The following is a 12,717-nucleotide window of genomic DNA, read 5'->3' on the forward strand; positions in this document are numbered from 1 at the left end:
CTTAGAATTCGGCGCTTGAAAAAGTCGGCAGAGTATAGCCGTGGCATGACTTCTGCCATAGGAGAGCTCGCCCTAAAGCCTAATGAAACCCGGTTTTGTTACATCCACAAGTCTGTCTGAAGGCGTAGGAAAAGCGCTCGAAATTTCGCTTCGTGGAACTGACGAGCTCCTTCCCCAGGACGAGTGGATCCGGAAGCTCCAGCGCTCCGAAACGACGGGGACGCCACTCCGGATCAAGCTGGGCCTGGACCCCACCGCGCCGGACATCCACGTCGGCCACACCGTGGTGCTCAACAAGATGCGCCAGCTCCAGGATCTCGGGCACACGGTGATCTTCCTGATCGGGGATTTCACGACCACCATCGGCGACCCGTCGGGCCGCAATACCACCCGGCCGCCGTTGACCCGCGAGCAGATCGAGGCCAACGCGCAGACCTACTATCGGCAGGCCAGCCTCGTGCTCGATCCGGCCAGGACCGAGATTCGCTACAACTCGGAGTGGAGCGACCCGCTCGGCGCGCGCGGCATGATCCAGCTCGCGGCGAAATACACCGTGGCCCGCATGATGGAGCGCGAGGATTTCAACAAGCGCTTCAAGGCCGGCCAGTCGATCTCGGTGCACGAGTTCCTGTACCCGCTGATGCAGGGCTACGACTCGGTCGCGCTGCGCTCCGACCTGGAACTTGGCGGGACCGACCAGAAGTTCAACCTGCTCATGGGCCGGCACCTTCAGCAGGAATATGGCCAGGAGCCGCAGTGCATACTCACTATGCCGCTCCTCGAGGGTCTCGACGGCGTCGAGAAGATGTCGAAGAGCAAGAACAACTACATCGGCATCAGCGAAGACCCGAACACCATGTTCGCCAAGGTGCTCTCGATTTCTGACACCCTGATGTGGCGCTGGTACACGCTGCTGAGCTTCAAGTCGATCGCCGAGATCGATGCGCTCAAGGCCGAGGTCGAGGCAGGCCGCAATCCCAAGGATGCGAAGGTCGCTCTCGCGAAGGAGATCACCGCTCGGTTCCACAGCGCGGCTCTCGCGGATGCCGCAGAGCAGGATTTCATCAACCGCAGCAAGGGTGGTGTGCCTGACGAGATTCCGGAGGTGAATCTGTCGGGCGCTCCGCTGGGCATCGCCCAGTTGCTCAAGCAGGCGGGACTCGCGCCGTCGACATCCGAGGGCAACCGTCTCATCGACGGCGGCGGCGTTCGCATCGACTCCAGCGTGGTCAGCGACAAGGGTCTGAAGCTTCCCGCCGGAAGCTACGTGGTGCAGGTCGGCAAGCGCAAGTTCGCGCGCGTGCACCTGGCCTGACCCGGCGGGTCAGCGGACCTCGATGGTCACGCGGCGGTTCCGGGGTTCGGGTACCTCGTCGCCTGTCTGGATGGCGGGTTCCCGCTCGCCCCTGCCGACGGCTTCGATGCGATTGGGCTGAAAGCCCTTGTCCACGAAGATCTGTCGCACCTGGGCCGCGCGCACGCGCGAGAGATCGTCGTTGTGCGCGACCGTCCCGACGGTGTCGGTGTGCCCGGTCACGACGATCTCGCCGCCGCTGCGCGCCTGCGCAGCCGCCAATGCTTCATTCAGCGTGCTTTGCGATGCGGCCGTCAGGATCGTCTCGTTCTGTTCGAAGTAGACGGTGAAGCGCTGCGGCGCCGGCGGCATGAGCTCGAAGAGCGACTTGTTCTCGGCTTCCACGCGTGCGGGATCGGCCTTGTCGACGACTGGCGCACCGCGCGCGTTCGCCTTGGCGGTCGCGCGCTGAAAGGGCTCGGACAGCGTCTCTTCCCCGTCCTGGGTGCTGACGACGACGGCGGAGGGCGTGCCGTCCGGCTGCGGCAGCAGCACCACGCGCGTCGCGGGGGTTGAGCATGCCGCGATGACCAGCGTCGTGATCAGTCCGGCAACGAGAGATGCGAGGCGGCGAACTGTCACGGCTGCGGGTCGGCTTGAACGATGAAATCAGTGCCGCGGATCCCGATGACCGCAGTGGGCGTTTCCACGCGAACCGCATCCGTATGCGTCTTGCCGATCAGGCCGGTGACCATCCGCGCCGAGCCCTGCAGCAGGGAGAGGAGCATCCCGCCGTCCTGCGTGGTCGAATCGAAATGGAATTCCTTGAGATCCAGCCGCGAGGACGGCCCCACGACCAGTTTGGTCCCGTCGCGCAGGACGACGCTCGCACCCGAGTCGGGGCCGGTCACGATGCGGTCGATGGGTGCGACGATGTCGCCGGACTTGCCGGTGCGCGTCGACCCGTCCGGCGCGAGCAGGCGGACGTCGCCGCGTACGGACTTGAGTACGCCCGCGCGAGCTTCGGGCTGGGGCTTGGCGGTGGTCGTGGCGGTCTGTGCCAGCGTGTTCGTCGTGGCGCAAACGACGACCAGGCTGCACAGGGCCGTGACGATGCTTTTGATCACGTGGGAACCTGCTGTGGTTTCTGAATACAGAAATACTATGCGAGTATTGCCGGGAGCCTACAGGGGCGCAGGCCACGTCGCGATAATTCGGCTGCTCTTTGAAGACCTTGACGCGCATTCGTTCTTGTCCTCCATCTTCCGTCTCTCCAAGCTTTCCACGTTGAGTCCGCGCACGCTGCTGCGCGTCTCGATCGCGGTCGCGCTCGTCACCATCGTGCTGAAGGGATGGGCGGGATACATCACGAACTCGATGGGGCTGATCTCGGACGCGATGGAGTCGTTCGTTAATCTCGCGAGCGCGACTTTCGCCCTGGCCATGGTCACGATCGCGATGCGACCGGCCGACGCGGAGCACCCCTATGGGCACCACAAGGCCGAATATTTCTCGTCGGGCTTCGAAGGGGTGCTGATCATTGGCGCCGCGGTCGCGATCATCTGGGCGGCGGTCGTGCGCCTGCTGTCGCCGCAGCCGCTCGAACAGCTGGGCTGGGGGCTGGCGCTCTCGGTGCTGAGCTCGGCCTTCAACGGACTGCTCGCCGCCGTGCTGTTCCGCGCGGCCAAGGTGCACCATTCCATCGCGCTGGAGGCCGATGCGCGGCATCTGCTCAGTGACGTCTGGACTTCGGGCGCGGTGCTGGTCGGCGTCATCGCCGTGGCGCTGACGGGCTGGCTCTGGCTCGATCCGGTGCTGGCCATCGCCGTGGCGCTGAACATCCTGCGCGAAGGCGCGAAGCTGATCTGGCGATCGTCGCAAGGGTTGATGGACGAAGCGCTGGACGCCGAGACCCAGTCGACTCTTCAGGCCACGCTGGAGCGCTTTGCCGCCGGCGTGCCGGAAGGCGCGCAACTGCGCTTCGACGACATGGTGACGCGGCGCGCCGGCCAGCGCCGCTTCGCCGATCTGCACATGCATGTGCCGGGCGCCTGGTCGCTGCAGCGCGCCGCCGGTCTGCGCGATGCGCTCGAGCAGGCCCTGATGGACGCCGTACCCGGCCTGCGCGTCACCATCCAGCTCCTGCCGCTCGGGATGGAAGCACGCGCCACGCAAAAGGAAGAGGGACATTCGCCATGAAGGCCATCCTGCAGCGCGTCAGCAGCGCGCGCGTCGACATCGACGGCTCTACCGTGGGCGCCATCGATGCGGGTTTGCTCGTTCTGCTGTGCGCCGAGCGCGGCGACACGGAGATGCAGGCCGACCGGATGCTCGCCAAGATCCTGAAGCTACGGATCTTTTCGGACGATGCGGGCAAGATGAACCTGAGCGTCCAGGACGTGGGCGGCGGACTGCTCGTCGTGAGCCAGTTCACGCTTGCCGCCGATGCGAGCGCGGGCAATCGGCCAAGCTTCACGCAGGCGGCCGCACCCGACGAAGGACGGCGACTCTACGAGTCGTTTGTTTCGAAGGCACGGGCGGCGCATCCCGTGGTCGCGACCGGCGAGTTCGGTGCCGACATGAAGGTGCACCTGGTCAACGATGGCCCGGTGACCATTCCGCTGCAGATGGCGCCCTGATCGCGGCGGTCAATACGGGTTCCTGATTCCGAGCCGCGCGAGGATCTCGATCTCGCGCGCCTCCATCGCCTCGGCGTCTTCGTCGCTGGTCTCGTGATCCCAGCCCTGCGCATGCAGCGTGCCGTGCACCAGCAGGTGCGTGTAGTGGGCAGCCAGGGTCTTGCGCTGTTCCTTGGCTTCCTTTGCGACGACCGGCGCGCACAGGACGAGGTCGGCCATGACCACTGGCGACTGCGCGTAATCGAAGGTCAGCACGTTGGTCGCATAGTCCTTGCCCCTGAACTCGCGATTGAGTCGCTGGCCCTCGTCCGCATCGACGATGCGCACCGTGATCTCGCCGTCGCTGCCCAGCGCATGGCGGATCCAGCGCCCGACGCTGTGGCGTGGCAGCGCGGCGCGATGGCGTTCCACGCCCTTGAAGCGGCCGAACTGGAGCGACAGGGAAAGTGCCGGCAACGCCATCTCAGACGCTCCTCTTCCTGGCGCTGTCGTAGGCGTCGACGATCCGCGCCACCAGCGGATGGCGAACCACGTCCGCGCTCGTGAAATGTGTGATCGCGATGCCGTTGACCCGCTTCAGGACGCGCTCGGCGTCGATCAGCCCGCTCAACTGGCCTTTCGGCAGGTCGATCTGGCTGACGTCGCCGGTGACCACCGCCTTGGCACCGAAGCCGATGCGCGTGAGGAACATCTTCATCTGCTCCGGCGTGGTGTTCTGGGCCTCGTCGAGGATCACGAAGGCGTTGTTCAGCGTGCGGCCGCGCATGAAGGCCAGCGGCGCGATTTCGAGCGCGTTGCGCTCGAAGGCCTTCTGCACGCGGTCGAAACCCATCAGGTCGTACAGCGCGTCGTACAGCGGCCGAAGATAGGGATCGACCTTCTGCGTCAGGTCGCCCGGCAGGAATCCGAGCCGCTCGCCGGCCTCGACCGCGGGGCGCGTGAGAACGATGCGCTGGACCGCGCTGCGCTCCAGCGCATCCACCGCGCTCGCGACGGCGAGGTAGGTCTTGCCGGTGCCGGCGGGGCCGATGCCCAGCGTGATGTCGTGGTTCGCGATGTTGTGCAGGTAGACGCTCTGGTTCGGCGTGCGTGCGCGCAGATCGGCCCGGCGGGTGGCGAGAACGAGGGAGCCGTCTTCAGCCTCGGTCATCGAGCCGTCCCCGGCCAGGGTGAGCTGGACCACGGCCGCATCGATCGGCCGCTGCGCGATTTCGTAGAGCGCCTGCAGAACATCCATCGCGCGCTGTGCATTCGCCTTGGCGCCGTCGACCTTGAACTGCTCGTGCCGGTGCGCGATCTTGACGTTGAGCGCTTCCTCGATGCGGCGCAGGTTCGCGTCGAGCGGACCGCAGAGATGCCCCAGGCGCGTGTTGTTGGGCGGGGCGAAGGTGTGTCGCAGAATCACGCCATCCTCACTTTCATTCATTCCTCATGTCTTGCCGAAAGAGCGCCCCCAAAGAATCCAGGGCCAGCGCAGCGCAGCCCTTTCGGGAGACGCCGCGGAACTGGCTCGGCCAGGCCGCAGGCGTCGCCCCCCTGGGGGGGTGTCCGAGCCACACGCAGTGGGCGAGGCTGGGGGGGGGCCAATGATAGGCAAACTCACCGGCATCCTCGCCGAACGCAATCCTCCGCAGATCGTGGTGGACTGCCACGGCGTCGGCTACGAGGTCGATGTGCCGATGAGCACCTTCTACAACCTGCCGGCCGCGGGTGAGCGGGTGTCGCTGCTCACGCATTTCGTGGTGCGCGAGGACGCGCAGATTCTCTACGGCTTCGGCACCGCCGCGGAGCGCGCGGCCTTCCGGCAGCTGATCAAGATTTCCGGCGTGGGGCCGCGCACCGCGTTGGGCGTGCTCAGCGGCATGAGCGTGACTGAGCTGTCGCAGGCGATCACGCTGCAGGAGGCGGGTCGCCTGGTCAAGATACCCGGCATCGGCAAGAAGACGGCCGAGCGTCTGCTGCTCGAGCTCAAGGGCAAGCTCGGCGCGGAGATGGCGCTTCCGGCGCATGCGGCCACCGACAGCCAGGCCGACATCCTGCAGGCACTGGTCGCGCTGGGCTACAGCGACAAGGAGGCGGCTGCGGCATTGAAGGCGCTGCCGAAGGATGTCGCGGTGGGCGAGGGGATCAAGTTGGCGCTGCGGGCGCTCGCCAAGTAGGCGGCTCAGGCCGGCACCTTTCAGCGCCAGTCCTGCACCGCAAGGGCCAGCGCGAACACCGCGGTCTGGACGGTCACCGCGATGCCGTGTCGTTGCATCAACTGGCGGGCAAGAAGCACCCGGTCGGCGAGCGGGCGTGAAGCATCGGCAGCGCGTCGCAGTCCCAGTCTTTCGAGGGTGCCGTCGAGGCTCGCCAGCGAACCGATGACGCCTTGCGCCAGCGCCTCGTAGACCCCGGCGTCATGCCGCAGCCTGAGCGCCAGATAGCGTTCGAGCAGCCCGACCAGCGCCACGACCGCATAGGCGGCCCATGACACCGAGGGCAGCGACCGGCCCGTCAGCGCGAGCACCAGTCCTGCAATGAGGGAAAGCGCCAGCCCCCAGGTGGCGAGCATCCCGCTGGCGCGCAACAGGCCGGCCGTGGCAGCGCACAGCGCGCGATCGTCGTCATTCATGCTGGTGATCGACAAGGTTCTCGCCCCTTCACGGTGGCGCATTCTGCCGCATGGCGCGCGGGGCCGGTGGGCCGACTAAACTGCTCGCTCAGCCCGCAAGCCCATGACCATCCAGACCGACGATTTCGCCCCGGCCCCGCAGCGCGTGGTGTCCGCAGCGCCCGCCTCGCCCAATGAGGAAGCGATCGAACGCGCGCTGCGTCCGAAGCTGCTCGATGAATACGTCGGTCAGGCGAAGGTGCGCGAACAGCTCGAGATCTTCATCGGCGCGGCACGCCACCGTGCCGAGGCGCTGGACCACGTGCTGCTGTTCGGTCCGCCGGGGCTGGGCAAGACGACGCTGTCGCACATCATCGCGGCCGAACTCGGCGTGAACCTGCGGCAGACATCGGGCCCGGTGCTCGAAAAGCCCAAGGACCTCGCCGCGCTGCTGACCAACCTCGAGCGCAACGACGTGCTCTTCATCGACGAGATCCACCGCCTCTCGCCGGTGGTCGAGGAAATCCTCTATCCCGCGCTGGAGGACTATCAGATCGACATCATGATCGGCGAAGGTCCCGCGGCGCGCAGCATCAAGCTCGACCTTCAGCCGTTTACCCTCGTCGGAGCGACCACCCGCGCGGGCATGCTGACCAATCCGCTGCGCGACCGCTTCGGCATCGTTGCGCGGCTGGAGTTCTACACGGCCGAAGAGCTCGCGCGCATCGTCCATCGCAGCGCGGGCCTGCTCGGCGTGCCGACGGACGAAGCCGGCGGCCTGGAGATCGCGCGCCGGTCGCGCGGCACGCCGCGCATTGCGAACCGCCTCCTGCGCCGGGTGCGCGATTACGCGCAGGTCAAGAGCGACGGCCGCATCACGGCCGATGTGGCGCACAAGGCGCTGGCCATGCTCGACGTCGATCCGCAGGGCTTCGACCTGATGGACCGCAAGCTGCTCGAAGCCGTGATCCACCGCTTCGACGGCGGCCCGGTCGGGCTCGACAACATCGCGGCGAGTATCGGCGAGGAGGCCGGGACCATCGAGGACGTGATCGAGCCCTACCTCATCCAGCAGGGCTACCTGCAGCGCACGCCGCGCGGGCGCATCGCGACGCTGGCCGCGTACAGGCACCTCGGCGTCGCCGCGCCTCAGCGCGACGGCGACATGTTCGGCACCTGAGCGCCCACGTCGGCGCTCAGCGGACGCGCGCCGGACGCGATCAGCCACTGCGCGGCATAGTAGGTCGCGAGCACCCACAGCGATGCCACCGGTAGCGGCTGGACGAAGCGGTTGGTCGCCAGCAATGAATCGCTCAGCATGAAGAAGCACGCACCGACGGCGACCTTCAGCGCCGCAGGATCGCCCGCAACCGCCGCGCGCCCGGTCGCCTGCGCCGCCATGCAGGCGATCACCACCACGTAGAGGCCGACCGGAATCCGCAAGCCCGCCGGCAGCCCGCCCCACCACAGGAACGCGTACATGAGCGCGCCGATGCCGAGCGTCACTGCCAGGGCGTTCAGGCGGGGAAACAGGCCGACGTCCTTCGCGAACAAGCCGATGTAGGCCAGATGCGCGAGCAGGAAGCACACCAGCCCCGGCACGAAGAGCCGGGGCCACATCAGCAGCACGTCGCCGGCCAGCGATGCGACCAGGCCGGCGATCAGCAGCAGCGCGAAACGGCCCGGCACTTCCGGCGCGCGCAGACGCCCCGCCGCAAAGCCGATGAGCACCACGAGCGCGAGCGGCTTGAAGACCATGTGGAGCGCTCCGATGCCCAGCGCGCCACTGGCCGTCGCCAGCGCTGCCGCATCGACGTAGAGCGCTTCCGTCACGCTCAGCCGTCCTTGCAGCACCGCGCCTGTTGCCCAGAGGCCAGCCGTCAGCGCGGCCAGCCACACCGCTGAAGTTGCGAATGGCAGCGCATCCGAGAACCACAGGAACGCGATGGCGCCCGCCAGCAGCGCGGCGAACTGCGCCACCGCGAAAGCCTGGGCGGCGCCGGATGCCGGCGGCTCGTAGCGCTGCACCTGCCGGATGTCGAAAGGCGGCTTTGCGTCGATCGCAGCCAGGTCGGCCGGTCGCCAGCCCGGCGGCTTGATCCACAGACGCAGCTTGTCGCGCCATCGCCGGGTGCGCCAGCCGTCGCGCGCGAGCGCCCAGTAGACCTCGGCATTGGCCCAGATCGGGTCCCAGCTGCGCAGCGGGCTCCGCGTGCCGTAGACGCAGGGTTCATCCTCCTCCTTGAAGGTGCCGAAGAGCCGGTCCCATACGATGAGGATGCCGCCGTAGTTGCGGTCGATGTAGCGGTCGTTCACCGCGTGGTGCACGCGGTGGTTCGACGGCGAGCAGAACCAGCGGTCGAACCATCCGAGCTTGCCGATCTGCTCGGTGTGCACCCAGAACTGGTAGAGCAGATCGATGAGCGCGACCACGCCGAAGACCAGCGGCGGCACGCCCGCGATGGCCATCGGCAGATAGAAGATCCACCCGAACAGCGCACCGCTGGAGGTCTGCCGCAGCGCGGTCGAGAGGTTGTAGTGCTGGCTCTGGTGATGCACCACGTGCGCGGCCCACAGCACCGCGCTTTCATGGCCGAAGCGGTGCAGCCAGTAGTAGCAGAGGTCGTAGAAGACCAGCGCCAGCAGCCAGCCGTACCACTGCATCCAGAAATGCTCGTTCGGAAACAGCGCGAACGCCGACCAGCATGCGGTGTAGATGCCGATGCGCAGCAGCCCGGTGAGGACTGCGCTGACCTGGCTGAGAATGCCGAGCCCGATGCTGTTGATCGTGTCGGGCAGGCGATAGGTGTCATGGCCTGTCCCGAGCCTCGCGCGGCGGCGGCCGACGAAGAATTCGATCCCGATCAGCAGGAAGAAGACTGGCGTTGCGAGAACGATGATCTGGCCCGGGCGCATGAGACCGATTGTCCCGGCGCGCGGTCATCTCGCCGTCATTGCAGCGTCATGGTTTGCCCCAAGGGGTGCGCCGGACGACGGTGTCGTCGGCGCGTCATCGTGCTGCCATGACCTCGTCACGCGCGGCTGCGAACGTGCAGGGCCATGCAAAGAGATGACGCTTTCCTTCGGGCATGGAGCGAGCAGATCCCGGACGTGGACGAGGCCGATTTCACTCGGCCGGTGCAGCGCTTCCGCACCCTGTGGATCTCCGATCTGCACCTGGGCACGCCCGGCTGCCAGGCGCGGATGCTGCTCGACTTCCTCAAGTACACCGAGTGCGAGACGCTGTTCCTGGTCGGCGACATCATCGACGGCTGGCAGCTCAAGCGCCACTGGTACTGGCCACAGGCGCACAACGACGTCATCCAGAAGCTGCTGCGCAAGGCGCGCAAGGGCACGCGGGTGATCTTCATCCCGGGCAACCACGACGAGTTCGCGCGCAAGTACCTGCATCACAACTTCGGCGGCATCGACGTGGCCGATGAGTGGATCCACGAGACGGCTGACGGCCGCAAGCTCTGGATCATGCACGGCGACCTGTTCGACGGCGTGATCCAGTGCGCGAAGTGGCTGGCGCATGTCGGCGACTCGCTCTACGAATTCACCCTCAAGCTCAATCGCCATCTCAACTCGCTGCGGGCGCGTATGGGGTTGCCGTACTGGTCGCTGTCGAAGTACCTCAAGCTGAAGGTCAAGCGCGCGGTCAGCTATGTCGGCGACTTCGAGAACGCGGTGGCCCGCGAAGCGCGCCGGCGCGGCGTGCACGGGGTGGTGTGCGGCCATATCCATCACGCCGAACTGCGCGACATCGACGGCATCCTCTACGCCAACGATGGCGACTGGGTCGAAAGCCTGACCGCGCTCGCGGAGAGCGCCGACGGAACGCTCGAGATCCTGCACTGGGCGGATCAGATGCCCGTCGCGACGCAGTCCGGACGCGCATCCTCGCGACGGGAACCGGTGCACGCATGAAGGGGGTCCGTACCGTCGACCTCGTGTACTTCAATGCCGGCGGCGGCCACCGTGCCTCCGCCCTCGCGCTCGAATCGGCGATCCAGCGCGCCGGCTTGCCGTGGACGGTGCGGCTGGTCAACCTGCGCGAAGTGCTCGATCCCAAGGACGGCTTTCGCCGGCTCACCGGCATGGACCCCGAGGACGTCTACAACAAGCGCCTTGCGCGTGGATGGACGCTCGGCCTCGCGCAGGAACTCAAGCTGCTGCAGGGAATGATCCGCTGGTGCCACGCCACGCTGGTGCGGCAGTTGCAGCAGCATTGGCTGGCGACCGAACCGGACATGGTCGTGTCGCTGATCCCGAACTTCAACCGGCCGCTGTGCGAGGCGCTCGCATCGACGCTGCCGGGCGTGCCCTACGTGACGGTGCTGACCGACCTCGCCGACCATCCGCCGAATTTCTGGATCGAGGAGGGGCTGGACCAGGACTTGATCTGCGGTTCGCCCAGGGCGGTGGAGCAGGCGCTCGCCGCCGGCCATGCACCGACCCGGGTTCACGCCAGCTCCGGGATGATCATTCGCGCATCCTTCTACGACTCGCAGCCGGTGGACCGCTGTGCGGAGCGTGCCCGTCTCGGCCTCGACCCCGATCGGCCGACCGGCATCGTGCTCTTCGGTGGGCAGGGTTCGAAGGCGATGCTCGGCATCGCGAAGCGCCTGCCCGATACGCAGCTCATCCTGGCTTGCGGCCACAACACGAAGCTTGCGGATGCCCTGCGCGAACTGCCGGCGTGCGCGCCGCGCCTCGTTCTGGGGTTCACGCCCGACGTTGCCCGCTACATGGCGCTGGCGGATTTCTTCATCGGCAAGCCCGGCCCCGGCAGCCTGAGCGAAGCGGTTCACATGGGGCTGCCGGTGATCGTGGTGCGCAACCGCTGGACATTGCCCCAGGAGCGCTACAACACCCAGTGGGTGCGGGAGCGCGGCCTGGGCATCGTGTGCAGCAGCTTCACCGGGGTCGACGAGGCCGCCGCAGAGCTCATCCGGCATCTGGATCGCTACCAATCGGCGACACGCAAGGTGCGGAACAGGGCCCTGTTCGAGTTGCCCGTCATGCTCGAAGGCATCCTGTCGCGCGCCGAGCGGCCCCTGCCGGGTGTGTCCGTGACGCCCGTCGATTTGTAGTCGATAGAGTTACTTTTTTGCGACAAATCGGGATTTCGTTAGTACTTTGAGTTTACATATCAGTTACAGTCCGCGCATCGGCACCGGCCCACCTTCAGGCCCGCCCCATCGAGGACAAGACCGTGAGAAAAACATCCTGGTTCGCCTTGGCAGGTTTGTTGGCAATCGCTGGATGCCTGGGCGGTTGCAGCAACAGCCGTGATGACGCCTCGGCCTCGGCCGCTGCGGTCCCCGTCACGACGAAGAATCTCGTGATCGTGACCTGGCGGCCCGCGGACAAGACCGCCGAGTTCCTCAGCGGCTGGCGCGCCAAGGAATAGCCGCCGGAGCGTCATGCGCAACGGGTCTGCGCGCCGGAACTTGCCCCTCGGCGCATCGATCGGAACGCCATGCGCCAAGCCAGTCCACCTCCCACTTTCCATCAGCAGCGCCGCGCGGTAGCTGCCGCGCTGATCGGCATGCCGGCCCTGTGGCTTGGCGCGCGGGCACAGACGCCACCTCAGCGCCGGATGCTGACCCCGGCGCAGACCGAGGGGCCGTTCTATCCGGTCGAGTTTCCGAAGGATTCGGACTACGACCTCCTTCGCAATGGAAGCCGGCCTCCTTATACGAGCGGGCATCCAGCGTGGGTGGAAGGCACCGTGACCGACGTCGCCGGACAGCCGGTCGCCGGTGCGCTGGTCGAGATCTGGCAGTGCGACGAACAGGGGCACTATCACCATCCGGGCGACGGCGATCGCGCGGATGCGGGGTTCCAGGGTTTCGGTCGCGTGACGGTCGATGCGGACGGCCACTACCGTTTCCATACGATCCGGCCGGTTCCCTACAGCGGCCGCACCGCACATATTCATGTGAAGGTGAAGCTGGGCCGGCGTGAGTTGCTCACGACGCAGCTCTACGTGGCGGGCGATCCTGGCAATGCGCGCGACGGGATCTGGCGCGGCCTCGACGAATCGGCCCGTGCAGCAGTGACGATGCCGTTCATGCCCGGGCCGGACGGCCTGCGGGCGCGTTTCCCGATCGTCGTGCAGGCCTGAGCAAGCCCGGTCACGGGCCCAAAAGCAAAAAGCCCCGCAAGTCATTGACCTGCGGGGC

15 protein-coding genes are annotated in these 12,717 nt (G+C 66.8%); 9 read left to right on the plus strand and 6 right to left on the minus strand.

Translation table 11 applies throughout. The features are described from left to right. Positions 1–82 precede the first annotated feature (82 nt). Positions 83–1,315 carry a tyrosine--tRNA ligase gene (gene tyrS, locus BLW05_RS11815; protein WP_093162723.1) on the plus strand — a complete coding sequence of 411 codons (1,233 nt, stop codon included), beginning with the start codon at positions 83–85 and terminating at the stop codon, positions 1,313–1,315. Positions 1,316–1,324: 9 nt separating this feature from the next. Here the strand turns inward: tyrS and BLW05_RS11820 are convergent, their stop codons facing one another. Beyond that, positions 1,325–1,936 carry an OmpA family protein gene (locus tag BLW05_RS11820; protein WP_256330209.1) on the minus strand — a complete coding sequence of 204 codons (612 nt, stop codon included), beginning with the start codon at positions 1,934–1,936 and terminating at the stop codon, positions 1,325–1,327. Next, positions 1,933–2,421, minus strand: a complete 489-nt coding sequence (locus BLW05_RS11825) for a FecR family protein (protein ID WP_093162725.1) — start codon at positions 2,419–2,421, stop codon at positions 1,933–1,935. The genes BLW05_RS11820 and BLW05_RS11825 overlap by 4 nt, the downstream gene beginning before the upstream one ends. Before the next feature lie 124 nt (positions 2,422–2,545). On the opposite strand from BLW05_RS11825, the gene BLW05_RS11830 reads away from it, so the two are divergent. Both BLW05_RS11830 and dtd read left to right on the plus strand, forming a co-directional pair. Then, the gene (locus BLW05_RS11830) at positions 2,546–3,493 is read left to right on the plus strand and encodes a cation diffusion facilitator family transporter (RefSeq protein WP_256330211.1); all 948 of its coding nucleotides are present in this window, start codon (positions 2,546–2,548) and stop codon (positions 3,491–3,493) included. Further along, positions 3,490–3,933 (plus strand): D-aminoacyl-tRNA deacylase, encoded by a 444-nt coding sequence (gene dtd, locus BLW05_RS11835; protein WP_093162728.1) that lies wholly within the window; start codon positions 3,490–3,492, stop codon positions 3,931–3,933. The genes BLW05_RS11830 and dtd overlap by 4 nt, the downstream gene beginning before the upstream one ends. A gap of 9 nt (positions 3,934–3,942) precedes the next feature. On the opposite strand, the gene ybeY is transcribed toward dtd, so the two are convergent. After that, positions 3,943–4,395 (minus strand): rRNA maturation RNase YbeY, encoded by a 453-nt coding sequence (ybeY, locus tag BLW05_RS11840; RefSeq protein ID WP_093162729.1) that lies wholly within the window; start codon positions 4,393–4,395, stop codon positions 3,943–3,945. 1 nt (position 4,396) lies between these two features. Continuing rightward, complete coding sequence (locus tag BLW05_RS11845; protein ID WP_093163157.1) at positions 4,397–5,338, minus strand: PhoH family protein; 942 nt, start codon at positions 5,336–5,338, stop codon at positions 4,397–4,399. A gap of 181 nt (positions 5,339–5,519) precedes the next feature. Between BLW05_RS11845 and ruvA the strand changes: the two genes are divergently transcribed. Beyond that, positions 5,520–6,092: a Holliday junction branch migration protein RuvA gene (gene ruvA / locus BLW05_RS11850; protein ID WP_093162731.1), complete on the plus strand. Its 573-nt coding sequence runs from the start codon at positions 5,520–5,522 to the stop codon at positions 6,090–6,092. 20 nt (positions 6,093–6,112) lie between these two features. Here the strand turns inward: ruvA and BLW05_RS11855 are convergent, their stop codons facing one another. Beyond that, entirely contained in the window at positions 6,113–6,547 is a 435-nt protein-coding gene (locus tag BLW05_RS11855) for a hypothetical protein (RefSeq protein ID WP_093163159.1), read from the minus strand. A gap of 103 nt (positions 6,548–6,650) precedes the next feature. Between BLW05_RS11855 and ruvB the strand changes: the two genes are divergently transcribed. Beyond that, entirely contained in the window at positions 6,651–7,706 is a 1,056-nt protein-coding gene (gene ruvB / locus BLW05_RS11860; protein ID WP_093162732.1) for a Holliday junction branch migration DNA helicase RuvB, read from the plus strand. Here ruvB and BLW05_RS11865 read toward each other — a convergent pair. Further along, positions 7,676–9,442 carry a lysoplasmalogenase family protein gene (locus BLW05_RS11865; protein ID WP_093162734.1) on the minus strand — a complete coding sequence of 589 codons (1,767 nt, stop codon included), beginning with the start codon at positions 9,440–9,442 and terminating at the stop codon, positions 7,676–7,678. The genes ruvB and BLW05_RS11865 overlap by 31 nt on opposite strands. A 144-nt stretch (positions 9,443–9,586) precedes the next feature. On the opposite strand from BLW05_RS11865, the gene BLW05_RS11870 reads away from it, so the two are divergent. The 4 genes from BLW05_RS11870 (at position 9,587) to BLW05_RS11880 (ending at position 12,659) form a co-directional block, all read left to right on the plus strand. Further along, entirely contained in the window at positions 9,587–10,456 is an 870-nt protein-coding gene (locus BLW05_RS11870) for a UDP-2,3-diacylglucosamine diphosphatase (RefSeq protein ID WP_093162735.1), read from the plus strand. Next, a complete protein-coding gene (locus BLW05_RS11875) occupies positions 10,453–11,622 on the plus strand; it encodes a glycosyltransferase (protein WP_093162737.1) in 1,170 nt (389 codons plus the stop codon). The genes BLW05_RS11870 and BLW05_RS11875 overlap by 4 nt, the downstream gene beginning before the upstream one ends. Before the next feature lie 122 nt (positions 11,623–11,744). After that, complete coding sequence (locus tag BLW05_RS35365) at positions 11,745–11,942, plus strand: hypothetical protein (protein ID WP_143044818.1); 198 nt, start codon at positions 11,745–11,747, stop codon at positions 11,940–11,942. Positions 11,943–12,080: 138 nt separating this feature from the next. Beyond that, positions 12,081–12,659, plus strand: a complete 579-nt coding sequence (locus BLW05_RS11880; protein WP_093163161.1) for a dioxygenase family protein — start codon at positions 12,081–12,083, stop codon at positions 12,657–12,659. Positions 12,660–12,717 lie beyond the last annotated feature (58 nt).

The sequence above is a fragment of the Variovorax sp. YR216 genome (assembly GCF_900107745.1).
GTDB lineage: Bacteria > Pseudomonadota > Gammaproteobacteria > Burkholderiales > Burkholderiaceae_C > Variovorax.

Bases quoted from the DNA above. Each gene is read 5' to 3' on its own strand.
- BLW05_RS11855 (WP_093163159.1), bottom strand. From the start codon at position 6,547: ATGAATGACGACGATCGCGCGCTGTGCGCTGCCACGGCCGGCCTGTTG.
- ruvB (WP_093162732.1), top strand. From the start codon at position 6,651: ATGACCATCCAGACCGACGATTTCGCCCCGGCCCCGCAGCGCGTGGTG.
- tyrS (WP_093162723.1), top strand. From the start codon at position 83: ATGAAACCCGGTTTTGTTACATCCACAAGTCTGTCTGAAGGCGTAGGA.
- BLW05_RS11880 (WP_093163161.1), top strand. From the start codon at position 12,081: ATGCCGGCCCTGTGGCTTGGCGCGCGGGCACAGACGCCACCTCAGCGC.
- ybeY (WP_093162729.1), bottom strand. From the start codon at position 4,395: ATGGCGTTGCCGGCACTTTCCCTGTCGCTCCAGTTCGGCCGCTTCAAG.
- BLW05_RS11865 (WP_093162734.1), bottom strand. From the start codon at position 9,442: ATGCGCCCGGGCCAGATCATCGTTCTCGCAACGCCAGTCTTCTTCCTG.
- BLW05_RS11870 (WP_093162735.1), top strand. From the start codon at position 9,587: ATGCAAAGAGATGACGCTTTCCTTCGGGCATGGAGCGAGCAGATCCCG.
- dtd (WP_093162728.1), top strand. From the start codon at position 3,490: ATGAAGGCCATCCTGCAGCGCGTCAGCAGCGCGCGCGTCGACATCGAC.
- ruvA (WP_093162731.1), top strand. From the start codon at position 5,520: ATGATAGGCAAACTCACCGGCATCCTCGCCGAACGCAATCCTCCGCAG.
- BLW05_RS11875 (WP_093162737.1), top strand. From the start codon at position 10,453: ATGAAGGGGGTCCGTACCGTCGACCTCGTGTACTTCAATGCCGGCGGC.